Raw genomic sequence first — 25,087 nt, forward strand, 5'->3', positions numbered from 1 at the left:
AGTTAATTTAATATTAATCTGATATTTATATCAGATTTTCTTTATGGATATAAGCTCAGATGGGAGAACATATTTTAAGATATTGTTAAGAGTTCGAATCTCTTCAAGTCCACCAATTGAACCTTAAAAATTAAATAGTAAGAAATATTTCTGGTCAAACAGAAAAGAGCGCAAGGTGAATGCCTTGGCACATGGAGCCGAAGAAGGACGTTAGCAAACGAAAGCTACGGGAATATGCAAAAAGAGTCAATCCGTAGGTATCCGAATGGGGAAACCCACATGATGAAGAATCATGTACCTTTAAGTGAATACATAGCTTACTGGAGGAAAACCCGGAGAACTGAAACATCTAAGTACCGGAGGAAGAGAAAGAAAACTCGATTTTCAAAGTAGCGGCGAGCGAAATGGAAAGAGCCCAACTTAGCAACGTGTTTATGATATCTAGTAGAATAAGCTGGAAAGCTTAACCAAAGAAGGTAAAGGTCCTGTATACGAAAGATAAATTAAGCTAGCTAGAAAGAGTACCGTCGAACACGTGTAATTCGGCGGGAATATAGAGGGACCACCCTCTAAGGCTAAATACTACCATGTGACCGATAGTGAAGAGTACCGTGAGGGAAAGGTGAAAAGAACCCCGGGAGGGGAGTGAAATAGAATCTGAAACCTTGTGCTTACAATCAGTGGAAGCAGGCAGGACCTGTGACTACGTACTTTTTGTAGAACGGGCAAGCGAGTTATGGTAATTGGCGAGGTTAATTAATTAAGTTAAGGAGCCGTAGGGAAACCAAGTGTGAAAAGCGCGAATAGTCTGTTGCCATAGACCCGAAACTGGGTGATTTAGCCATGAGCAGGGTGAAGTTGAAGTAAAATTCAATGGAGGCCCAACCGGGTACGGTTTAAAACGTATCGGATGACTTGTGGTTAGGGGTGAAAAGCCAATCGAACCCAGAGATAGCTGGTTCTCCTCGAAATAGCTTTAGGGCTAGCGTTGATTTTAGACTATGGGAGGTAGAGCACTGAATGGTCGCGGGGCGTATGACGTTACCAAGATCTATCAAACTCCGAATTCCCAATAGTTATAATCAGCAGTCAGAACGTGAGGGATAAGCTTCACGCTCGAAAGGGAAACAGCCCAGACCGTCAGCTAAGGTCCCCAAATCATGTTAAGTGGTAAAGGATGTGATTGCTACTTAGACAACTAGGATGTTGGCTTAGAAGCAGCCACTCATTTAAAGAGTGCGTAATAGCTCACTAGTCAAGTGGGATTGCGCCGAAGATAAACGGGGCTAAACATGATACCGAAGCTACGGAATTTAGAGACAAGAAGTAAGTGATTTAAGTTTAATCAGAAATATTAATTCAAAATAATCAAATGAAAAAGACGAAATTATAAAAATTTCATACGTCAGACATCAAGTTATCTCCAGATTGAAGAAAAATCAATTTGAAAGAAAACAAAATGAAGTATAAAAGAAACAATTTCAAGAAAAGATGGATTAAAAAACAGAGTAAACTTAGAAAATTTACTTCTCGTCTCTAGATTGGTAGAGGAGCATCGTGTACACGTTGAAGCTGAATCGTAAGATAGGTGGAGAGTACACGAGAGAGAATGCTGGCATGAGTAGCGAGAAGGTGAGTGAGAATCTCACCCGTCAAAAACCTAAGGTTTCCTGGGCAAGGCTCGTCCTCCAGGGTAAGTCGGGACCTAAGCTAATGGCCGAAAGGCGTAGGCGATGGACAACAGGTTGAAATTCCTGTACTACTAGTAATCGCTTGAGAGATGTGTTGACGCAGAAGGTTAGGTTAAGCGCACGAATGGAAATGTGCGTCTAAGCGTAAAGTTAGGCCTGGGAGGCAAATCCCCCGGGTAACGATGAAACGTGATGGGGATCGAAAAATAAGTAGAGAAGTAACTGACACCAAGCTGCCGAGAAAAGACACTATCGAGATTAAAAGTACCCGTACCGCAAACCGACACAGGTAGGTAGGAAGAGAATTCTAAGACGCGCGGAAGAACCATTGTTAAGGAACTCGGCAAAATGACCCCGTAACTTCGGGAGAAGGGGTGCCCTCGAAAGAAGGCCGCGGTGAATTCGCCAAGCGACTGTTTACCAAAAACACAAGTATCTGCTAAGTCGCAAGACGAAGTATAGGTGCTGACACCTGCCCGGTGCCGGAAGGTTAAGGGGAAGGCTTAGCGCAAGCGAAGGCTAGAACTTAAGCCCCAGTAAACGGCGGCCGTAACTATAACGGTCCTAAGGTAGCGAAATTCCTTGTCGGGTAAGTTCCGACCCGCACGAAAGGTGTAACGATTTGGGCACTGTCTCAGACAATGGATCTCGGTGAAATTGTATTAGTTGTGAAGATGCAGACTTACCCACGCTAGGACGGAAAGACCCCGTGGAGCTTTACTGTAGATTGATATTGGATTTTGAGGCTTAATGTAGAGGATATGTGGGAGACTGAGAATCATTGGCGCCAGCTGATGAGGAGTCGCCGTTGGAATACCACACTTTAAGCTTTAAGGTTCTAACCAGGTGCTATGAATCTAGCACTGGGACACTGTCAGTTGGGCAGTTTGACTGGGGCGGTCGCCTCCTAAACAGTAACGGAGGCGTTCAAAGGTTCGCTCAGAATGGACGGAAACCATTTAAAGAGTGCAAAGGCAAAAGCGAGCTTGACTGCGACACCTACAAGTGGAGCAGATACGAAAGTAGGACTTAGTGATCCGGTGGTACCGAGTGGAAGGGCCATCGCTCAACGGATAAAAGCTACCCCGGGGATAACAGGCTTATCTCCCCCAAGAGTTCACATCGACGGGGAGGTTTGGCACCTCGATGTCGGCTCGTCTCATCCTGGGGCTGGAGTAGGTCCCAAGGGTTGGGCTGTTCGCCCATTAAAGAGGCACGCGAGCTGGGTTCAGAACGTCGCGAGACAGTTCGGTCCCTATCCAGCGTGGGCGTAAGAAATTTGAGAGGAGCTTGTCCTTAGTACGAGAGGACCGGGATGGACAGAACCGCTGGTGTATCAGTTGTCATGCCAATGGCACGGCTGAGTAGCTAAGTCTGGAAGGGATAAGTGCTGAAGGCATCTAAGTACGAAGCCCCCCTCAAGATTAGATTTCTAAAAGAGTCCTTGTAGAAAATGAGGTTGATAGGTCGAAGGTGGAAGTACAGTAATGTATGTAGCTAATCGATACTAATAACTCGAAAGTTTGACCAGAAATATTTCTTACTATTAAAAAAGAGTTCAAAAAAATATATGGTGACAATAGCAAAGGGGATACACCTGTTCCCATCTCGAACACAGAAGTTAAGTCCTTTAACGCTGATGGTACTTGGATGGAGACGTCCTGGGAGAGTAGGTAGTCGCCAAATATATTGAAAAGAGTCATGAAAATGACTCTTTTTTTATATAAAAAATTACTGACATATTCTTTTTTTTTATATATAATATACTAAGACATTATAATAATTAATATAGATGTTAATATAAAAAGGAGAAATGATGAAAAATTATATTGTTAAAGTTCTAAATGGTATGGCTATTGGATTGTTTTCATCATTAATAATTGGATTAATATTAAAACAAATAGGTGTTTTTTTTAATGTTGAACTCATTATTAATTTTGCGAATATAGTTCAAAGACTTATGGGACCGGCGATTGGAGCTGGTGTAGCATATAGTTTAGGAGCTAATCAATTGATTATTGTTAGTGCAATAGCTGCAGGAGCACTTGGTGCTGGATTTGTAAGTAATGTTGATGGCAAAGTTTTACTTAGCATTGGAGAACCAGTAGGAGCACTTATATCAGCTTGGATAAGCACCGAGGTTGCAAAAAAATTTATTGGTAAAACAAAAATAGATATTGTATTTATTCCGACTATAGTCATATTATTAGGTGGATATGTAGGATTTTATTTAAGTCCTCATATAGCTTATATTATGAATAGTATTGGTGGAATTATAAATTTTGCTACTCAACAACAACCTATAATCATGGGATTAATTATTTCTGTAGTAATGGGAATAGCACTTACATTACCAATTAGTTCAGCAGCGATAGGTATTTCTTTAGGACTGAATGGTTTGGCAGCTGGTGCAGCTGTAGTTGGGTGTTGTTGTCATATGGTGGGATTTGCTGTTTCATCATATAGGGATAATGGTTTTGGCGGATTGATATCGCAAGGTTTAGGAACATCTATGCTTCAGATATCTAATATTATTAAAAATCCAATAATTGCTGTCCCTGCTGTTTTATCATCAGCTATTTTAGGACCTTTAGCTACAACTGTATTTAGTATGAAAAGTAGCGCTATTGGATATGGAATGGGGACAAGTGGACTCGTTGGTACTATTTCTACAGTACAAGTTATGGGAAATGAGTCTTTAATGATAATTTTATTAATGCAGTTTGTTTTTCCTGCAATAATATCATTTGGTGTGTCAGAATTTTTAAGAAATAAGAAATTGATAAAAATGGGAGATATGAAGATATAGTATCGATATATATAATAAATTTTTATTTGCTAGGAGATATAATGAAATTAACAAAGGGAGATAAAATTCTCGTAATTTTATTAGTTGTATTTAGTATTGTATTTTCGTTTTTTTCTTTTTCATATAGCCTAAATAAGGGAAGTGAGAAGTTTGTAAGTATACAAATAAATGGAAAAGAGATTAAATCAGTTAAATTATCAAAGGATATTATTGGAAAGACCTATGAAATTGAAACTGAATTTGGTAAAAATGTATTACAATTTGGAGATGGAGAAGTAAAAATTATAGAAGCTTCTTGTTTGGATAAATTATGTATAGAACAAGGCACTATTAAAAATGTGGGACAGCTTCTTGTATGTTTACCTAATAGATTGGTTGTTGAAATAAAATCTATGGATCAGTCACCAAATCTACCAGAAATAGATAATGCGACTTTTTAGTTATGAATAGAGATATAAAACAAATTATTTACACAGCTTTATTGATATCGATGGCTTTAGCTGTGTCATTAATAGAGAGAATGATACCATTACCATTTGCAATGCCAGGAGCAAAATTGGGTTTGTCAAATATGGTAATATTAGTAACTTTAATAATATATGATTTTAGGAGAGGATTAGTTGTTGCCTCTTTAAAATCTGTGTTATTAATGCTTATAATAGGTTTTGGACCTAGTTTTATTTACAGCTTTACAGGTGCTATCTTTAGTACTATAATGATGTGGGTTTCCTTTAAATATTTTAGTGAAAAATATAAAGTATTTAGTATTATAGGGGTGAGTATAATAGGAGCGGTTTCACATAATTTTGCACAGCTTACTGCTGCAACTTTTATATTGAAGTCACTTATGTTATATACTTACTATCTTCCGGCATTAACTATCATAGCAATAGTAACAGGATATTTTGTAGGTTTAGGTTCTTATAATGTGGCTTCGCAATTAAAAAAAATTAATTTTAAATAAGGAGCTACTTTTATGAATTACACTATTAAAGAAATTGCAAAAAATGAACGTCCTATGGAAAAAATGATGAGATATGGAACAGAATCATTGAGTGACAATGAGCTGTTGGCAATATTGATTGGGTCTGGAATTAAGGGGAAAAATGCTATTAGTTTAGCTGAAGATTTATTAAGAAAAAAAATTACTGGAAAAAATTTATTATATACCACGGTTGAACAATTAATGCAAGTAAATGGACTAGGATTATCAAAATCATGCAGGATTTTGGCTGGTTTAGAATTAGGTAAGAGGTTATCTAAAATTGAAAAACAAAATAATATAACAGTTTCAAGTCCACTTTCTATTGCAAATTTCTTATATGAATACTTTAGAGATTCATATAAAGAAGAGTTCTGCGTTATTTTACTTAATACAAAAAATAATATAATTTCAGTAAAGACTGTGTCTATTGGTACAATTAATCAATCTTTAGTTCATCCAAGAGAAGTTTTCAGACATGCAATTATGCAAAATGCAAATAGTATAATTTTAACACATAATCATCCAAGTGGAAATCCAACTCCAAGTAAAGAAGATATTTTAGTTACAGAGAGATTAGTTAAGGTTGGTAATTATATAGGTATAAATGTTTTAGACCATATAATTATTGGAAATATGAAATATATAAGTTTAAGAGAGAAAGAGTTAGTAAGAGGTTTAATATGAGCATGATTGGTGTTTTAAGTAATAATTTAGCTATTGATTTAGGAACAAACAACACTTTAGTTTATAAAACTGATAAGGGAATAGTTTTAAGCTTATCTTCTTCAGTTGCACTGGATATTAGAAGTGGAGAAATAATAGCTGTTGGAAATAAAGCTTTGGAAATGTACGGTAAAACACCAGAAAACATTACAATAGTTAAGCCTTTAGAAAATGGTACAGTTTCAGATTTTGATATTACTAAATTACTTGTGAAGTTTTGTCTTGAAAAATCATTACCCAAATTTAATTTAATTCAGCCTAAAATTGTTATTACAGCACCAGTTGGTGTTAGTGATATTGAATTAAGAGCGATAGAGGATGCATGTATCCATTCAGGTGCTAGAGAGGTATATATTGTAGAATCATCAATCTCTAGTGCTATTGGGGCTGGTTTTGATGTGTTAGCTAGTGAAGGTAGATTAATTATTAATTTTGGTGCTGGAAGCACTGAAATTGCTGTTATTAGTCTTGGAGGTATTGTCATTTCTAAAAATTTAAGATTTGGTGGAAATAAGCTAGATGAGGATATTGCTGATTATGTATATAGAAAGTATTCTGTATTTATTGGAGAAAATACAGCAAGGGAAGCTAAGGAAAAAATTGCTAGTGTGAGAGAATTAAATATAAATAAACATTATGAAATAAGCGGTAGAGATTTACTTTCAGGTATGCCAGTAAAAATAGATATTTTTCAATCAGATATAAAAGAAGCAATTATAAAGAGAATATATTCTATTATTGATGCCATAAAATTTGTATTGGAAAAAAATCCACCAGAGTTATCTTCAGATATATTAAATAACGGTATATTTTTAACTGGAGGCTCAAGTATGTTAGATGGATTACAAGAGCTTTTACAAAATGAAATAGGTATAAAAGTACATTTATCAGAAAATCCATTATCAGACTCGGTTAATGGAGCTGGTAATATAGTAAAAAATTTGAAAACATATAAAAAATTTGGGATGTGAAATGTTATATTATAATCAAAAGCAATCAAACAAAAAACATTACATTAGAATCTTAATAATACTATTATTTATGATTACATCTATGATAAATCCGAAATCATCAGGATTTATTTCTAAAGCTGCAAATATTATAACTACACCATTTGCTGAAGTTACTTCTTTTATTTCATATTCAGTAGAATACATTGTAGAAACAACTATAGGTTCAAAAGCAAATAGAGAAATGGTGAATAAATTATCTATTGAAAATCAAGATTTAAAAAGCAAAATTAATGATTTAAGACATATTATTGATGATAAAGAATACTTAAAAGAAGCGTATAGTTTTTTAGGCAAAACTAATGCAAAAAAAGCAAATGTTATAATGTATGACAATGATACAACTTTTAAGCGTTTTAAGATTAATAAAGGTAAGAGAGATGGTATAAAAGTTGGCGATATTGTTGTTAATCCTTATCAAAATGATCCTAAAAATATAAAAGGAGCATTAATAGGTGAAGTAGTAGAAGTTGAATTAACTAATGCAGTCGTATCTACTATTTTAGATGATACATATAATATTTCTTATACGCATTCTAAATCTGGCGTGAATGGAATTATAGACCAAAGAAATAAGGGTATTCTTACTGGATTTCTATTAAAAAAAACACCAGTAAATGTAGGAGATGCTTTATATACGTCAGGTACTGGTGGAAGGTTTAAAAAGGGTATTTATTTAGGTGATATTAGTAAAAGTTATGAAAGTGTAGATGAATTAAAACAGATTATTGAAATAAAATCCCCAGTTAATTTTTCTAAACTTTATGAAGTTTTTATAATTGAGGAGGAAAAGATAAATGAAAATTATTAAATATACTTTACTATTTGTTCTTAATCTTTTTTTAGATTTATCTGTACTTTCAAGATTTCAATTATTTGGAAATACACTTAGTTTAACAATACCTTTGATTATTGTTTTAAGTATTTATAATAGTGAAGATGAAAATATAGTTTATTATGCGATAATTCAAGGTCTTTTTCAAGATATTGCATTTAATGGAACACTAGGATTAAATATACTTACGTTCTACTTAATTTCATATTATACTTATAAAAACAATTATAAAGATAATTATAGTGTATTATATGGTTCAATAGCAGTTTTTTTAGGTGTTATAACTGAACAAATTATAAAATTGATAGTTAGTTTTATGAATAATATTAATGATTTTAGTATGTCTGTAAATTTCTCGTTATTAGCTACTGTTTCAAATATATTAATCAGTTTGATTATATTTATTATAATATATGTTATTGGCTATTATATGAGAAAGACAAGAATAAGAAAGTATATATAGGAGGGGCGAAATGAAAAGAAATAGATTAAACATTATTTACTTTATTCTAATCGCTTCTTTTTTGATATTAGTTTTTAAATTATTTGACTTAACAGTCATTAATGGTAAAAAATACAGAGATTTTTCTAATAATAACAGAATAAAGCAAATTAATTTACAGGCTAGTAGAGGAAAGATTTATGATAGAAATGGTGAGGTTTTAGCTACAAATGAGCCGAATTATAGTCTTATAGTATATGCGGATAGGTTTAATTCTGTTAAATCTGAAATAAGAAATAAGTCAATTCAAGATTTAATTAGGATTTTAGATGAAGGTGGAGAAAATTATCACAATGATTATCATTTAGAATATCTAAATTTTAAATATAAAAATGAAGAGGACTATTTAAATACCAGCATTACTCCAATTGATAAAGTGATAGATATTATAGAAAAAAATAATCTTATTGAAGAAATTTTAAATTCTAAGATAACTGTCTCTGGTGAATATACATTTTTACCAGCTAAAAGACTTGTAAATTATCTTTCAAAAGAAGATAGAAATATACCAATATCACTAAATACTGATGATGGATTAAGTTTTGAATTTATAAAAGATTATAGATATGAAAATTTAATAAATAATAATGAAATAACAAGTGAAACTGATGCAAAAACTTATTTAATAAAATATATTAATTCTAATAAAAGTTTATTAAATAATATTATTTCACATCCATTATCTAGAAAAATAACATATGATTTGTTACTGAAAAAAAATTTACAAGAAAATTTAGAATTACAGAAAATTGGGTTTTCATTTGACTCATTATTTTTAGAACATAAACAAATGTTACATACATATTCTAAAAAAATAAGAATAAGTTCTGATGCCAAGTCAGATTTTATAAACTTAGTTAAAGGAAACTCACTAAAAACACTACTTTCAAAAGCATATAAAAAGGATAACAGTTTAGTTATACCGGCATCAAAATTAATTAGTTATTTAGAGAAAGAAGGTATAGATACAAATCTTAAATATGAATTAAAGGAAAATAATGAGGTAGAAATTCAATATAAAAATGTAGATAATAGTGGAGAATCTGCACTAAATAAATTAATTGAGATATCTAAAAATAAAATTGATGAGTTTATTTCCAGTGATGAAATAAAATCATTTGCACAAAATTCATTATTTGAAAATAATATTTATCCTAGAATATATATTAGCAAATGGAAATATACATTTAAGAGTGATAAGGAAGATTTGCTTCAAAATAAAGAGAAGGAAATAACACCAGAAAAGTTATTATTAGAGGAAAAAAATAAATACAAAATAAAGTCTGAAAACCAATACCTAACCTTTAATCAGACGTCTATATACAATATGTTAAATAAGCAAAGATACTTATCATATATGCCAATTACAATTGCAAAAAATTTAGATAATAGTACATTGCTTAAACTTGAAGAGAAAATACCTAAGACTACAGGATTGGAAGTTTCAACACAACCATCAAGATACTATCCCAATAATAATTTAGCTTCTCATACTTTAGGTTATATTGGTCCAATATCCAAGGATAAAATTTTTGATAGTTTTACAGAAAATAAAAAATATGATGTTAATGATTTTGTTGGAAAAACTGGTTTAGAAGAATCCTTTGAAGATACATTGAGAGGCTCTAAGGGGAAAAAATTAGTATACACAGACGTGTATGGTAGAACTACAAATGTAATCGAAGAAACTGAGCCTGTTCCAGGAAATAACTTGTACACAACAATTGATATAAATGTTCAACGAGATATGCAAAATATATTTACAGACTTTATAAAAGCTATAAATAATGGTGAGAAATATGATGCATATTATGGAAAGACAAGAGTTAATGGAGCACCAAATGCAAAAGTTGGTGGTAGTATAATAATGAATGTAAAAACAGGAGAAATTATTGGTATGTATTCACATCCTGACTTCAATCCTAATATGTTTGTGAATGGTATATCTTCATATAATTGGAAGTTGTTAAACAAGCATGATGAAAAAAATGATGATTCAGATATATACAGTCCAAGGCCTTTGTTGAATTCAATTGTTCAATCTGCAAATCCACCAGGATCTACTTTTAAGACAGTGACATCATTAGCAGCTTTAGAAAATGGTCTTGACCCAAATGCAACTATAAACACAGCGGGATATATACAAGTTGGTAGCCACAAATTTCATGAATTAATATATTCAACTAGCGGGAGAGTTTGGGGAAGAATAAATTTATATGAAGCACTAAAAGTTTCTTCGAACTACTATTACTATGCGTTAGGATATGGTTCAAATCCACATGATCCATCTGATAATATAACAAAAGTAACATTGGACGATATAAATAATATTACAAAAAAATTAGGTATGCACAATAAAACAAATGTTGAAATTAATATACCTAATGAGTCAAGTGGTTCACATCCTAGTTTAGAGGGAAAAAAACATTTAGTTAGATTACAGTTAAAATATTTTTTAGATAATAATCTTAAAAAATATATAATTAATAATAAATCAGAAGACGAAATTGAATCTGATAAAAAAATTATTTTATCATGGCTTGAAAAAGGTTCTGATATGAGTAGAAATGAAGTTATAAAATCAGTTTCTGATTTAGGATATAACGCTGAAAAACCTTTAGATGGAAATAGAAGTGGATTAGCGGATTCTATAAAATACTCCTACCTAAATATGGTAGTATGGACAAAAGCTGACTCATTAAATATGGTTATTGGTCAAGGACAAAATGCGTATACACCTATTCAATTAGCAAGATTAGTGGCTACTATAGCTAAAAAAGGAAAAATACCTAAACCTACTTTAGTAAAAAAAATTGCTAATTTTGATGATACGAAAACTATTTTTGAAAATTCTTCCAAATTTACGGAATCAGGTATTAAAAAGGAGTATTTTGAAGAAGTAATTAAGGGGATGAAGGAAGTATCAAAAACACAATATGCTAGAAGGTTCTTCCCAATAGAAATTGGTTCAAAAACAGGTACAGCCGAACTAAGTTTAAGAGATGAAAAAGGTAATTTAAGAGTACTAACATCTGAAATGGCTTTTGCACCTTTGGATGATCCGGAAATTGCAGTATACACATTTATAATTGACGGTGGAACATCTGAAAATACAAGAGTTATTAATAATGATATAATATATTCATATTATAAACATGTAAAAAAAGAATCCTAACTTTGTAGGTAGAAGAAAAGATAACAAAATTGTAAATCCTAGATATGCATTCTATACAGCAGAAAAAAGAAGATTAACATTTGATAAAGATTTTAAAACTGATGAAGAAATTAAATTAGAAAATAAAAAAGAAACTAAAAGTGAAGTTGAAGAATAAAATATAATTAAGTAATAAATAATAGTTTATTTTAATTCTAATATCTTACCTATTTATTGCTAAATTATATATCATATGCCAAACTATACATTAAGGGAGGATAGAAATAAATAAAAGTAAAAAAATGTTAGTATGGTACGTATCTTCAGTTATTGTGTTGTAGTTATTACACAGATTTGTAAAGACATGGAGAAAATAAAATTACACAAAATTTAATAATTTAGTAAAATGATTAAGCTTTATAGAAAAGTTTAGCTGATCTTAATATAGTTACAAAAGAAAAGCTTAAAATGGAATTAGAAAAGGTAACTTATGTAGATAGAGAAGTACTCAGTGTAAATAGCCTTGAGTAATGAACCCAAATACTTGTAAAAATTAAATTAATTATTTAATTATCAGTTAGTTAGTATATCAGCAGATATTGTTGAATTAAAATAAAATCAAAAATAAGACATGGATATTGTAGGAGAATTGTAAATGGCAAATTAGTTGAAACAAATGGTTATGGAATGTAATCTATATTAACAAAGATAATAAGTTTTTATGATTTTATATCTCTTGTTTATATTAGAGTAGGGAGAATTTTATTATGATAAAAAAAATTATTTTTAGTATACTTTTTTTAATATACATTATATTAGGAGCTAGCTATACTTTTTTCTCAGATAGTACATTAAATAAAGTATTATCAACAAAATTTGGATTTGCTCAATTATATGCTTTTTCAACACTGATAGGATTTATAGCTATTGTTATTTCGGTATTAATTGTATCGATTTCTATAGTTAAAAATCAATTTAAATTTAAAATTAATGCAGTAAATTCTATATCTATTTTTACTATAATAATTTCTATATTTTTTGTGTTTTTTTCAATGGATAATAAAAAAATTGCAAATGAATGTCTAGATTGTAAAACAATAAAATTAGTTGAGTGGAATACAGCTGACAACTTAAATGAGAAAAATATTCAGGATATTTTTGGAAACTTTGATGCTGATATAGCCGTATTTCCAGAATTTGGAGGATATGAAAAAAACGATACATCCGACAAAAGATTAGCTGATTTATTCGGAAAAACTAATATTGATTTTGAAAAGTATGAAGTATATACTTCAAAACCACATTACAGTAGTATAGCTCCTGTTACAATTGTAATAAAGAAAGAGTTTGGAAATTATACAATTCCTGCTTACAAAAGAAAATCAACAAGTTTAGGAACACTATATCTATCACCAACATCAAATGATAATCCTCCAATTATAGGATTGCATACTTCACCACCACTTGCATTATTAATGTTTCAGTGGAGAATGGATATAAATTCCATTACTAAAATTGCTAATGAAAATGAAAATTCTATTATAATAGGTGATTTTAATGCTACAATGAAACATGGTAGCCTTAATGATATAAAATCACATGTAGATATTTTGGAATATGCTTCAAAATTTAATTCTGGAACATGGAATACAAATATTCCATCAATATTTAGAACAAGAATAGATCATATTTTGATACCAAAAGATAAATATAGTGTTAAAAGTGTAGAAATAAAAAATTATAATAATTCAGATCATGTGGGTGTATTTGCTAAAATACAAAAAAAATAAGGTGAAAAGTGACTAATATTAAATAAGGTGACTTTATAAAATTGTATAAAATACCAGAGAGATTATAATATGACGAATTTTGGGGTTCAGGTCATTATAATACTTCTCTGGTATTTTTTTTATTTTATAGTATTGAAGTAAAAAAATGATGTTTCAACACTTAAAAATGAGGTAATTATAAAAAATATCTGAAAGAAATTAAAAGACAGTAACGGTTATCCTAATGTACGCAAAAACGTGTACAGAAGACATAGATATTGTAGGGTACTGTTGAATATATTCAAGGAAATAGGATAAACAAGAATGTCTGGTCTAAAAAGTGGACTGATATTGATAAAGAAGAAAAGATTATAATTAGAAATATAATAAACATTAAAAAATTTTTTGAAAATAAGTTAAAATACGATATAATTATTTATAAAAATGATAAGCATTATAAACAACTTAACGGTAGTGTAAATAAATTTTCAAGTACATCAGTAAAAAATAATAGTGGAGTAAATAATGATTGGTAAAAAAGTACAAGTAAATGAAAATATAAAACAAAATAGTCTTGAAATGAAGAAATTAAAAGAAGTGCGACCTCAATACTTAAAAAAAAATGAGGGGGGGGTAGATATTTAGATAGTTCTTGAGTAAATTTTTCAAAAGTAAAAATGAACCTAAATAGCATAAATTTTTAAGAGTAATATAGGAGAATGAAATGGGAAATTTAAGAAGATTAATCGAAAAGAAAAAATCAAAAGCAAATGACAAAACTCCACGATATGGAATGAGAAAATTAACCGTAGGACTAGTATCATGCATGCTCGGATATATGATATTTGTTTCGCCAGTTGCTGTTGATGCTGCGTATGCTGTTAGAAGTATATCGAATAGAGCGGCATCTGGAAATACTGAGCATGAAATGATTGGGTATGCACCAAACGATAGATATAATTTTCAGGATTTAAAATTTGATCCAGATAATCTATCTAAGACTAATACTACTACAGAGGCTAACTTTAAGATATATGGTAAACATAATATTTCGGCTTCAACAGATAACTGGAAAGTAAATCTACAAATTGATGAGAGACTTGCAAAATACATAACTAAAATTGAGGTGGAACCTAAGAGATTAATCGATCGAATTGGAAGATCACAAAGAATTGTTTTTCAAAGAAAAAACGATTCAATTGGTAGAAGTAAAAATATATGGGTCGCTAATTACATTAGAGCTAATGGTGGGATCTTTGCAGGAGGAGAGACGACAGATACACAAACGGCATACAATGGTAAAATCTATTTTGAAAAACCGGTAAAAAAAATTCTTGAAGAAATAGGAGATAGTAAATTAAGAAGTGATAAACTTTTTTATAGAATCTATCTTACAAGTAAACAAGATAATGATAAAATTGTACCCGGAATTGATTCAACAGGATTTTTTAATGTACAAGGAATTGATAAAAATAACATTGAAAATATATTTTCCAATGGAAATGATTGGTTTAAACACTCATCAATTGAAATCAGATACGAAAAGAATCCAAAAATTGGAAACACAAACGGTGCAATTGTTATGGATCATAAAATATCAAAAAATACCAACTTGAACTACAATATAAGTGCAAAAAATAAACCGTGGAATTTAAAATATTCTGTTGATCCAAGACTTGTGAAATATATTAATGGGGTAGAACTCTATAAAATGGATAATGCCACTGATGTGACCCCTGATTTTTCATTTGATGGAAAAAACAATAAAAAAGCAATAGATTTATCTATAGATAGAAAAAGTAATAGTGCTAAATATGGTTCGGGAATTTTTACGAATAACAATTTAAATAACTATGTAGCGTTTTCGAATGGTTCACCAAGACCTGTTATTATACGATATGTATACAAACTTAATAAGCCGATGGAACAAATTTTGGAAGAACTTAGAAATGAAGCTGGAGTAAGAGAAGGAGAAACTTTTGGAGATAATTTTGTTTTCCATGCATGGCTTACTGATAATACTAAAAATTCACTAATTCCAAACACTCATGGTGCTGGTTTCTATAGACTTCAAGATATCGATGGCGATAAAAAGAGTGACGATGAAGAAGTTAATAACAACCAAAGTCCTTATATTGGGAAACCACAAATCAAGGCACCTTATAGTGGAGACAAAAAAGTAAAAGCCTCCGTTTTACTAAATGAAAATGCAGGAAAAGGAAATAGCGCTCAGCTTATTAACAAACAGGGAGAAATAATAGCAACTATAAATAATCTAAACGCAGAAGAAAACGGCGTGCCTAAGACAATAATAAAAGAATTAGAATTTAATGTAAACAATCCAAGTAAGTTAGGCAAAGTCGGTGATGAACTTACGGTTCGTATTATTTCTTCATATTCAAGATTTACAAATGCAGAGGAAGCAAAAGCAACAGTAAAAGAAGCTCCTAAAGCAGTTACACAAGCAATAAAAGTTACTAAAGATACAGATTTAACAAATGATAGCTCTATTGCAAAATTAGGGATTTCAAATGCAGCCAAAATGCCTGATGGTACAAAATATTCTTGGAAAACAACACCAAATACAAGTGAACCTGGGGAAAAAACAGGAGTTGTTTTAGTAACTGTACCGGATAGAGATGAGCCTTTTGAGGTTACTGTTCCTGTAAAAGTGGTACAAGACTTTGAAGTGGATGTTACTAATCCACCAAAACAAATTGAGGGACAGGAAGTAGCACCGAACACGAAGGTAATTGAAGCAAACGAAGACGGTTTTACTATTTCAGGAGTACATGATGAAGGAAATAACTCTGGGTTGACGATTGATAAAAATGGTAACTTATCAGGAACACCTGACGGTCTTTCATGGGGAGATAAAAATTCAAATACTTACGAAAAACAGGATATCACACTTCATGCAATTGTAACATCAAAAGATGGTAATTCCACAAAGAATGTAGAAGTTACTGTCACAGTACAAAGAGATACAGATAAAGATGGAACACCGGATATCACAGATACTGACGATGATGGAGATGGAATTTTAGATACAGAAGAAATTGAAAAAGGCTCTAATCCAAAAGACCCTAATTCAAGACCTCAAGCTAAAATAGTTGTACCACCAACTGTAAGAGATATCGAAAATCAGACAGTTATAGAAGGAAAAGCAATAACACCAGTAACACCAGAAGTTGCAGAAGGTTCAACAGTAACAGTAGAAGGCTTAGGAAATGGAATAAGCTTTGAAAATGGAACAATTCAAGGAACACCAAGTGTAGACTGGAATGGAGCAGAAGAAACAAAAGATATCACGATAACAGTGAAGGCCAAAAAAGATGGAGTAACAACAAGAAAAACATTTACTGTCACAGTACAAAGAGATACAGATAAAGATGGAACACCGGATATCACAGATACTGACGATGATGGAGATGGAATTTTAGATACAGAAGAAATTGAAAAAGGATTAGATTGAAAAGACCCTAATTCAAGACCTCAAGCTAAAATAGTTGTACCACCAACTGTAGGAGATATCGAAAATCAGACAGTTATAGAAGGAAAAGCTATAACACCAGTAACACCAGAAGTTGCAGAAGGCTCAACAGTAACAGTAGAAGGCTTAGGAAATGGAATAAGCTTTGAAAATGGAACAATTCAAGGAACACCGAGTGTAGACTGGAAAGCAGCAGAAGAAACAAAAGATATCACGATAACAGTGAAGGCCAAAAAAGATGGAGTAACAACAAGAAAAACATTTACTGTCACAGTACAAAGAGATACAGATAAAGATGGAACACCGGACATCACAGATACTGACGATGATGGAGATGGAATTTTAGATACAGAAGAGATTGAAAAAGGCTCTAATCCAAAAGACCCTAATTCAAGACCTCAAGCTAAAATAGTTGTACCACCAACTGTAAGAGATATCGAAAATCAGACAGTTATAGAAGGAAAAGCTATAACACCAGTAACACCAGAAGTTGCAGAAGGTTCAACAGTAACAGTAGAAGGCTTAGGAAATGGAATAAGCTTTGAAAATGGAACAATTCAAGGAACACCAAGTGTAGACTGGAAAGCAGCAGAAGAAACAAAAGATATCACGATAACAGTGAAGGCCAAAAAAGATGGAGTAACAACAAGAAAAACATTTACTGTCACAGTACAAAGAGATACAGATAAAGATGGAACACCGGACATCACAGATACTGACGATGATGGAGATGGAATTTTAGATACAGAAGAGATTGAAAAAGGCTCTAATCCAAAAGACCCTAATTCAAGACCTCAGACTAAAATAGTTGTACCACCAACTGTAAGAGATATCGAAAATCAGACAGTTATAGAAGGAAAAGCAATAACACCAGTAACACCAGAAGTTGCAGAAGGCTCAACAGTAACAGTAGAAGGCTTAGGAAATGGAATAAGCTTTGAAAATGGAACAATTCAAGGAACACCAAGTGTAGACTGGAAAGCAGCAGAAGAAACAAAAGATATCACGATAACAGTTAATGCAAAAAAGATGGAGTAACAACAAGAAAAACATTTACTGTCACAGTACAAAGAGATACAGATAAAGATGGAACACCGGATATCACAGATACTGACGATGATGGAGATGGAATTTTAGATACAGAAGAGATTGAAAAAGGCTCTAATCCAAAAGACCCTAATTCAAGACCTCAAGCTAAAATAGTTGTACCACCAACTGTAAGAGATATCGAAAATCAGACAGTTATAGAAGGAAAAGCTATAACACCAGTAACACCAGAAGTTGCAGAAGGTTCAACAGTAACAGTAGAAGGCTTAGGAAATGGAATAAGCTTTGAAAATGGAACAATTCAAGGAACACCAAGTGTAGACTGGAAAGCAGCAGAAGAAACAAAAGATATCACGATAACAGTGAAGGCCAAAAAAGATGGAGTAACAACAAGAAAAACATTTACTGTCACAGTACAAAGAGATACAGATAAAGATGGAACACCGGATATCACAGATACTGACGATGATGGAGATGGAATTTTAGATACAGAAGAAATTGAAAAAGGATCAGATCCAAAAGACCCTAATTCAAGACCTCAAGCTAAAATAGTTGTACCACCAACTGTAAGAGATATCGAAAATCAGACAGTTATAGAAGGAAAAGCAATAACACCAGTAACACCAGAAGTTGCAGAAGGTTCAACAGTAACAGTAGAAGGCTTAGGAAATGGAATAAGCTTTGAAAATGGAACAATTCAAGGAACACCGAGTGTAGACTGGAAAGCAGCAGAAGAAACAAAAGATATCACGATAACAGTGAAGGCCAAAAAAGATGGAGTAACAACAAGAAAAACATTTACTGTCACAGTACAAAGAGATACAGATAAAGATGGAACACCGGATATCACAGATACTGACGATGATGGAGATGGAATTTTAGATACAGAAGAGATTGAAAAAGGCTCTAATCCAAAAGACCCTAATTCAAGACCTCAAGCTAAAATAGTTGTACCACCAACTGTAAGAGATATCGAAAATCAGACAGTTATAGAAGGAAAAGCTATAACACCAGTAACACCAGAAGTTGCAGAAGGTTCAACAGTAACAGTAGAAGGCTTAGGAAATGGAATAAGCTTTGAAAATGGAACAATTCAAGGAACACCAAGTGTAGACTGGAAAGCAGCAGAAGAAACAAAAGATATCACGATAACAGTGAAGGCCAAAAAAGATGGAGTAACAACAAGAAAAACATTTACTGTCACAGTACAAAGAGATACAGATAAAGATGGAACACCGGATATCACAGATACTGACGATGATGGAGATGGAATTTTAGATACAGAAGAAATTGAAAAAGGATCAGATCCAAAAGACCCTAATTCAAGACCTCAAGCTAAAATAGTTGTACCACCAACTGTAAGAGATATCGAAAATCAGACAGTTATAGAAGGAAAAGCAATAACACCAGTAACACCAGAAGTTGCAGAAGGTTCAACAGTAACAGTAGAAGGCTTAGGAAATGGAATAAGCTTTGAAAATGGAACAATTCAAGGAACACCGAGTGTAGACTGGAACTCAGCAGAAGAAACAAAAGATATCACGATAACAGTGAAGGCCAAAAAAGATGGAGTAACAACAAGAAAAACATTTACTGTCACAGTACAAAGAGATACAGATAAAGATGGAACACCGGACATCACAGATACTGACGATGATGGAGATGGAATTTTAGATACAGAAGAAATTGAAAAAGGATCAGATTCAAAAGACCCTAATTCAATTTCAAAAAATAACTCCGATACGGGTTCAACTTATACATCTTCACAGAACCCAAAAACTGGTGTTGAATCTCAAACTGGTGTGTATGGGGCTTTAGCATCGTTAGCTGCAAGCATATTACTACTTCTTGGTATCAAAAAAAGAAAAGAAGAGGGGAATGAATAAGATTAATTAATGATCATAAATCATTACTAATTACACTAATATATAGTGATAGGTAAGGTTTGTTATACCTGAAAAACAATGTGTTCTAATGTCTTGTTATTTGCACCCTCAAAGCTTACTATAGTTAGTTTATATGAAGAGTGTATATATAGAATGTTTGGGAGGTACCATGAAAAATGTAACAATGGTAAAGTAATATTCGTTTAAGACATAAATAAATACAACTTAATCTAGCAATAACAAGATTGATACAATTTAATATTGTACTTTTAGGAGGACTTTTACGACGTTGTGTAGGAGTCCTCCTTTTTTATTTTTAAAACGAAAATGAAAAAGAAGGATTATACAATGAGTAAAAAAGAATGTCATTTATATACCAAAAGAAAGAAAATTTTTATAAATGAAAAAGTATATAAATCTTTTTGTAAAAGCATTGAGAATGAAAAATATATTAGAAAATTGGATAAAAAAAATAAATTAATACTTTTTCAAAATTAAATCATGCCGAATATTTTAAAGATAATCTTCAAGACAATAGCATTGAGGTAGAAGAAATTGTGGTGACACATTTTATAATTAAAACTACAAGAAAAGCGATATCAAGGTTGTTTTTAAATTTATCATATTCTATTATTGTCATAAAAGATTCCAATTAGATATTGTACCTTTTAGATTTTAAGCTTGTATTTTTTTTGTAACATAACAAGAGAGATGATACAATAATAATGATTAAAATAAGGACTAAGTAGAAAGAAAAGTGATTGAAAGTTGTATAAAAAAGATAGAAGAATTTCAGACAAACAATTTTACTTAAGATACCTTATTGACTATACTGAAAAGAGCTTTGCAAGAAAACTACTAGGGGAAATTCAGGCAGATATCCCAAATACTTCTAAAAAAACTAAGAGCATCCTTTTGAACATTGCAAAAATTAGAAATAAATTCACTAGTGTAGTAGACGAACGTTTATTTATCCCTATTGGTATATCATTAGTAGTTAGAGCGTTTAATAACTAGTTAGATAAAAACTATTGAAGAAATTCGTACGAGCCACTTGATGTTGAATTTAAGGAAACGAGACTTGAAAATTAAAATGGAATATACTTGATTAAGTTTCACAAGGGAGTTAGGAGTTTATAGAGATGATGCGACCAATTTGCCAGAAAGATTTATTTTTGATACTGTTGTTTATGATGGATTAGCAGAAAGATATACTATCAAAAAAGTGATGTTAACGACTAGACATATCAAAATTGTATACTAATTTTTTGTATTGGAGAAACTATGAAAATATATTTAGATGTAAAAGTTAAAGAATTACAACAGATCAAAAATTTAATTGATTTATTTGACGGAAGAAAAATTATTGTAAGTTTGATACAAAATAATAGGAAATTAGAAGAATTATTAGGTGTGTCAGATTTTATTATTTATGATAATTCTGATGTTATGACACAAATTATATCTATGGAAGATGCAGTTATAGAAGTGGATGAAAATATAGATTTAATACCTTCTTCATATAAGAAAAAGACTGATAAATTTGATTATAATATACTTTCAATCGATTTTATCGATGATTACGACTTTGCATTTATTTTATTTGATGAAAATATTGAGTATATCAATAAGCCAAAGACTATAATTGTTAAAGAAGATGCTAGTAATATTTCCGAAAAAAATCAATACATTTTATTAAAAAAAGAAAAAATTAATTATGAAAAATATAATATTATTGGATATCTACAAACAAATCGTTTACAAGAATTAAAAGATAATATACAAAATAATAAAAAAATTAAAAAAAGTAATAAATCATTTTTTGAAAAAATAAAAGGAATATTCAAAAATGGATAATTATAGATTTGTATATAAAGAAGAGAATGATATTTTTTATGGAGAAATAAAAAATAAACGACTCATAGATTATGGTAAAAAATCAGATAAAATAGAGGGAAATATATACAGAGGAAAAATAGAAAAGTATATAAAATTACTAGATGCTTTTATTGTAAATATAGGACTATCTAAAAATGCTCTGCTTAGAAAAAAGCATACTTTTGCAGAAAGGAAATCTGGAGAAGATGTTATCGTTGAAGTTATAAAAGTACCTAATGGTGAAAAATTAATAGAGATTACTGAAAAAATTACTTTATCTGATGGATATATTGTCTATAGTCCGTATTTTAAGGATAAAGATTATGTTCTTAGAACTAAAGGAAAATTATTAAATGAAAATGAAATAGTATATAGATATCAAACTATAAAAAAAGAATTTAATGCTCTTATGAAAGAAAAACACAGATTGCCTACACCTAAGCTTTTGGTAGATGATAAATTTATAAGAAATTATATTTTAGATTATAGTAATTCTACAATTTCTAATATCAAAGATTTATATAATTCAACTTATGATAAAACATTTAATCCAAAATATAAAATGGAAATATCTTTAGATTTAAAAAAATCTAAAGATAGAATTGTCAATTTTAGTCAAGGAAATATTGTTATAGATAGATTAGAAGCATTGACTGTGATTGATATAAACTTAAGTGGAAATTTTATAAATATTGAAAAAGAAAAATTAGCATTTAAGGTGAATTTAGAATCAATTGAGGAAATAGCCATACAAATAAATTTAAGAAATATAAAAAAAATGCTTATCATAGATTTTATAAGAATGAATCATAACGAGGAAAAAATATTAATTACAAAAATGATTTCTATACTTAGAGATTACAAATTAAAATTTAAAATTTTAGGTTTTACAAAAATGGGATTATTTGAAATGATTGTATTTTAATTTGACTATTATATATACAAGTGATATACTTATTAGGTATCTAAACCGCATGACATAGGTTAAAAGCAATGCACCTATTCAGCGAGAATAAAAATAAAGGAGGAAGATACATGTACGCAGTTATAAAAACTGGTGGTAAACAATACCAAGTAAAAGAAGGCGATATATTAAAAGTAGAAAAATTAGACGTTGAAGCAGGTACAGTATTTGATTTTGAAGAAGTATTATTAGTTTCAAATGAAGGTGATGTAAAAGTTGGAAAACCTTTCGTTGATGGTGCAAAAGTTTCAGCAGAAATTTTAGAACACGGTAAGAACAGAAAAATTACTGTTTTTAAATATAAACCTAAAAAAGGTTATGCTAGAAAACAAGGTCATAGACAACCATATACAAGAGTTAGAATTAATTCAATAGGATAATGATAAGAGTTAATATAAAGAAAGAAAAAGGCTTCATAACTGGATTTGAAGTGAGTGGACATGCAGAGTACAATGAGTATGGAAAAGATATTGTATGTTCAGCAGTTACCATATTAACATTTAATACAATTGATACATTTACAGATATATTGGATATGTCTGATAAAATTAAAATTAACATATTAAATAACGAGATATCGTTAAATTTACTAAACAATGAGTTTAAGACTTATGAAAAATATCAATTAATAATGCGAAAATATGAATTGGGCATTCAATCTATAGTTAAAAGTTATGGAGATTATATAGAATTAAATTATACGGAGGTTTAAAATGTTAAGATTAGATTTACAGTTTTTCGCTAGTAAAAAAGGGGTTTCTTCAACAAGAAACGGTAGAGATTCAAGATTTAAAAGATTAGGTGCTAAAAGAAGTGATGGACAATTCGTTCTTGCAGGTAATATCTTAGTTAGACAAAGAGGAACAAAAATTCACCCAGGTACAAATGTAGGTATCGGTAAAGACGATACTTTATTTGCAAAAGAAAGTGGAATTGTTAAATTTGAAAGACTAGATAAAAAGAGAAAGAAAGTTAGTGTTTATCCAAAAGAACAATTAGCTTAATATTATGAGATATCCAGAAGAATCTTCTGGATATTTTTTTTAAAAGAGGTGAGATATGTTTTTAGATACAGCTAAAATAACTCTAAGATCTGGTGCAGGGGGAAATGGTGCCATTGCTTGGAGAAGAGAAAAATTTGAACCAGATGGAGGTCCAGCTGGTGGAGACGGTGGAAATGGTGGAAGTGTAATATTTATTGCGGATCCAAATATACAAACTTTAATGGATTTTAAATATAAAAGACATTTCTTTGCTGAAAATGGAGAACCAGGTAGAAATAAAAATAGATATGGTAAAAAAGGTGAAGATTTAATAATAAAAGTGCCTGTTGGAACAATTGTTAGAGAAGCAGAATCGAATAAAATTATTTGTGACTTAGTAGAAGATTATGAAGAATTTAAGATTCTTCAAGGTGGAAAAGGTGGAAAAGGAAATTCTAAATTTGTAAATTCTATAAGACAAGCACCAAAATTTGCTGAGCCAGGAGAACAATCAAAAGAAATAGATGTAATATTAGAAGTAAAATTAATTGCTGATGTTGGGTTAATAGGTTTGCCAAATGTTGGAAAATCATCACTATTGTCAATTTTATCAGATGCAAAGCCTAAAATTGCTAATTATCACTTTACAACACTAACTCCAAACTTAGGTGTTGTAAAAATTGATGTTGAAAATTCATATGTAATTGCTGATATTCCAGGTGTTATAGAAGGAGCAAGTGAGGGGGTTGGATTAGGACTTCAATTTTTAAGACATATTGAAAGAACTAGATTGTTGATTCACGTACTTGATATGTCAGGAAGTGAAGGAAGAGATCCAATTCATGACTTTAATGTTATAATGAACGAACTTTCATCGTATAGTGATAAATTGGCAGAAAAAGATTTATTTGTTGTTGCAAATAAGATGGATCTAGATGGTGCTAAAGAAAATTTAGAGTTATTTAAGTTAAATTTTCCAGAATTGAATATTATAGAAACTTCCGCCGCTACAGTAAAGGGAACAGAAGAGTTAAAATATTATATATTTGATAGATTGAAAAATATCAAAAAAGAATATAATAGCCTTGATGATTTAGAAAGATTAGATTTAGTTACATTTTTCAAGGTGGATAGAACAATTAATGTATTTAAGGATAACGATATATATATTGTTGAAGGTAATCCGATTGATGAATTAATAAGAAAAACAAACTTCAGTGATTTTGAGTCACTTAGCCATTTTGAAAGTGTACTTGGTAAAATGGGTGTAATGTATAGACTTGAAGAATTGGGAATAAAAGATGGAGATACCATCAATGTTGGTGGTGTAGATATAGAATATTTTGGATAGGAGAATT

The 25,087-nt window shown here is 30.8% G+C and carries 20 protein-coding genes, 2 rRNA genes and 1 pseudogene; all 23 read left to right on the forward strand.

Annotation, left to right across the window (positions count from 1 at the left end):
* Positions 1-152 precede the first annotated feature (152 nt).
* The 23 genes and pseudogenes from AC4KN9_RS03055 (at position 153) to obgE (ending at position 25,080) form a co-directional block, all read left to right on the forward strand.
* A 23S ribosomal RNA gene (locus tag AC4KN9_RS03055) occupies positions 153-3,222 on the forward strand.
* A gap of 38 nt (positions 3,223-3,260) precedes the next feature.
* Positions 3,261-3,377, forward strand: a 5S ribosomal RNA gene (rrf, locus tag AC4KN9_RS03060).
* Between the two features lie 130 nt (positions 3,378-3,507).
* The gene (locus tag AC4KN9_RS03065) at positions 3,508-4,500 is read left to right on the forward strand and encodes a PTS sugar transporter subunit IIC (RefSeq protein WP_491017190.1); all 993 of its coding nucleotides are present in this window, start codon (positions 3,508-3,510) and stop codon (positions 4,498-4,500) included.
* Positions 4,501-4,541: 41 nt separating this feature from the next.
* Complete coding sequence (locus AC4KN9_RS03070) at positions 4,542-4,940, forward strand: NusG domain II-containing protein (RefSeq protein WP_491017191.1); 399 nt, start codon at positions 4,542-4,544, stop codon at positions 4,938-4,940.
* Between the two features lie 2 nt (positions 4,941-4,942).
* Positions 4,943-5,464, forward strand: coding sequence for a Gx transporter family protein (locus tag AC4KN9_RS03075; RefSeq protein ID WP_491017192.1), 522 nt, complete (start codon positions 4,943-4,945; stop codon positions 5,462-5,464).
* A 12-nt stretch (positions 5,465-5,476) separates the two neighbouring features.
* Complete coding sequence (gene radC, locus AC4KN9_RS03080; RefSeq protein ID WP_491017193.1) at positions 5,477-6,169, forward strand: RadC family protein; 693 nt, start codon at positions 5,477-5,479, stop codon at positions 6,167-6,169.
* The gene (locus AC4KN9_RS03085; RefSeq protein WP_491017194.1) at positions 6,166-7,179 is read left to right on the forward strand and encodes a rod shape-determining protein; all 1,014 of its coding nucleotides are present in this window, start codon (positions 6,166-6,168) and stop codon (positions 7,177-7,179) included. The genes radC and AC4KN9_RS03085 overlap by 4 nt, the downstream gene beginning before the upstream one ends.
* Before the next feature lies 1 nt (position 7,180).
* Positions 7,181-8,029, forward strand: coding sequence for a rod shape-determining protein MreC (gene mreC, locus AC4KN9_RS03090; RefSeq protein ID WP_491017195.1), 849 nt, complete (start codon positions 7,181-7,183; stop codon positions 8,027-8,029).
* On the forward strand, positions 8,016-8,516 hold the full coding sequence (gene mreD, locus AC4KN9_RS03095) for a rod shape-determining protein MreD (protein WP_491017196.1): 501 nt from the start codon (positions 8,016-8,018) through the stop codon (positions 8,514-8,516). Before mreC ends, mreD begins: the two co-directional genes overlap by 14 nt.
* A 10-nt stretch (positions 8,517-8,526) precedes the next feature.
* Positions 8,527-11,730, forward strand: coding sequence for a penicillin-binding transpeptidase domain-containing protein (locus AC4KN9_RS03100; protein WP_491017197.1), 3,204 nt, complete (start codon positions 8,527-8,529; stop codon positions 11,728-11,730).
* A gap of 746 nt (positions 11,731-12,476) precedes the next feature.
* Complete coding sequence (locus tag AC4KN9_RS03105) at positions 12,477-13,499, forward strand: endonuclease/exonuclease/phosphatase family protein (protein ID WP_491017198.1); 1,023 nt, start codon at positions 12,477-12,479, stop codon at positions 13,497-13,499.
* 703 nt (positions 13,500-14,202) lie between these two features.
* Positions 14,203-16,953, forward strand: a complete 2,751-nt coding sequence (locus AC4KN9_RS03110; protein WP_491017199.1) for a Rib/alpha-like domain-containing protein — start codon at positions 14,203-14,205, stop codon at positions 16,951-16,953.
* A 240-nt stretch (positions 16,954-17,193) separates the two neighbouring features.
* Positions 17,194-18,009 (forward strand): hypothetical protein, encoded by an 816-nt coding sequence (locus AC4KN9_RS03115; protein WP_491017200.1) that lies wholly within the window; start codon positions 17,194-17,196, stop codon positions 18,007-18,009.
* A gap of 62 nt (positions 18,010-18,071) precedes the next feature.
* Positions 18,072-18,143 (forward strand): annotated as a pseudogene (locus tag AC4KN9_RS03120) (hypothetical protein); the annotation flags it as partial.
* 237 nt (positions 18,144-18,380) lie between these two features.
* Entirely contained in the window at positions 18,381-19,904 is a 1,524-nt protein-coding gene (locus AC4KN9_RS03125; protein WP_491017201.1) for an LPXTG cell wall anchor domain-containing protein, read from the forward strand.
* Between the two features lie 348 nt (positions 19,905-20,252).
* Positions 20,253-20,402: a hypothetical protein gene (locus tag AC4KN9_RS03130; RefSeq protein ID WP_491017202.1), complete on the forward strand. Its 150-nt coding sequence runs from the start codon at positions 20,253-20,255 to the stop codon at positions 20,400-20,402.
* A gap of 270 nt (positions 20,403-20,672) precedes the next feature.
* On the forward strand, positions 20,673-20,921 hold the full coding sequence (locus tag AC4KN9_RS03135) for a hypothetical protein (protein ID WP_491017203.1): 249 nt from the start codon (positions 20,673-20,675) through the stop codon (positions 20,919-20,921).
* Between the two features lie 267 nt (positions 20,922-21,188).
* Positions 21,189-21,761, forward strand: a complete 573-nt coding sequence (locus tag AC4KN9_RS03140; RefSeq protein WP_491017204.1) for a hypothetical protein — start codon at positions 21,189-21,191, stop codon at positions 21,759-21,761.
* Complete coding sequence (locus tag AC4KN9_RS03145) at positions 21,754-22,707, forward strand: ribonuclease E/G (RefSeq protein WP_491017205.1); 954 nt, start codon at positions 21,754-21,756, stop codon at positions 22,705-22,707. Before AC4KN9_RS03140 ends, AC4KN9_RS03145 begins: the two co-directional genes overlap by 8 nt.
* A 110-nt stretch (positions 22,708-22,817) precedes the next feature.
* Positions 22,818-23,126, forward strand: coding sequence for a 50S ribosomal protein L21 (gene rplU, locus AC4KN9_RS03150; RefSeq protein WP_491017206.1), 309 nt, complete (start codon positions 22,818-22,820; stop codon positions 23,124-23,126).
* A complete protein-coding gene (locus AC4KN9_RS03155; RefSeq protein WP_491017207.1) occupies positions 23,126-23,458 on the forward strand; it encodes a ribosomal-processing cysteine protease Prp in 333 nt (110 codons plus the stop codon). Before rplU ends, AC4KN9_RS03155 begins: the two co-directional genes overlap by 1 nt.
* A 1-nt stretch (position 23,459) precedes the next feature.
* The gene (rpmA, locus tag AC4KN9_RS03160; protein ID WP_491017208.1) at positions 23,460-23,750 is read left to right on the forward strand and encodes a 50S ribosomal protein L27; all 291 of its coding nucleotides are present in this window, start codon (positions 23,460-23,462) and stop codon (positions 23,748-23,750) included.
* A gap of 55 nt (positions 23,751-23,805) precedes the next feature.
* Positions 23,806-25,080 (forward strand): GTPase ObgE, encoded by a 1,275-nt coding sequence (obgE, locus tag AC4KN9_RS03165; protein WP_491017209.1) that lies wholly within the window; start codon positions 23,806-23,808, stop codon positions 25,078-25,080.
* Positions 25,081-25,087: the final 7 nt, after the last annotated feature.

The sequence above is a fragment of the Helcococcus sp. SA-HE-C1 genome, from assembly GCF_985670335.1.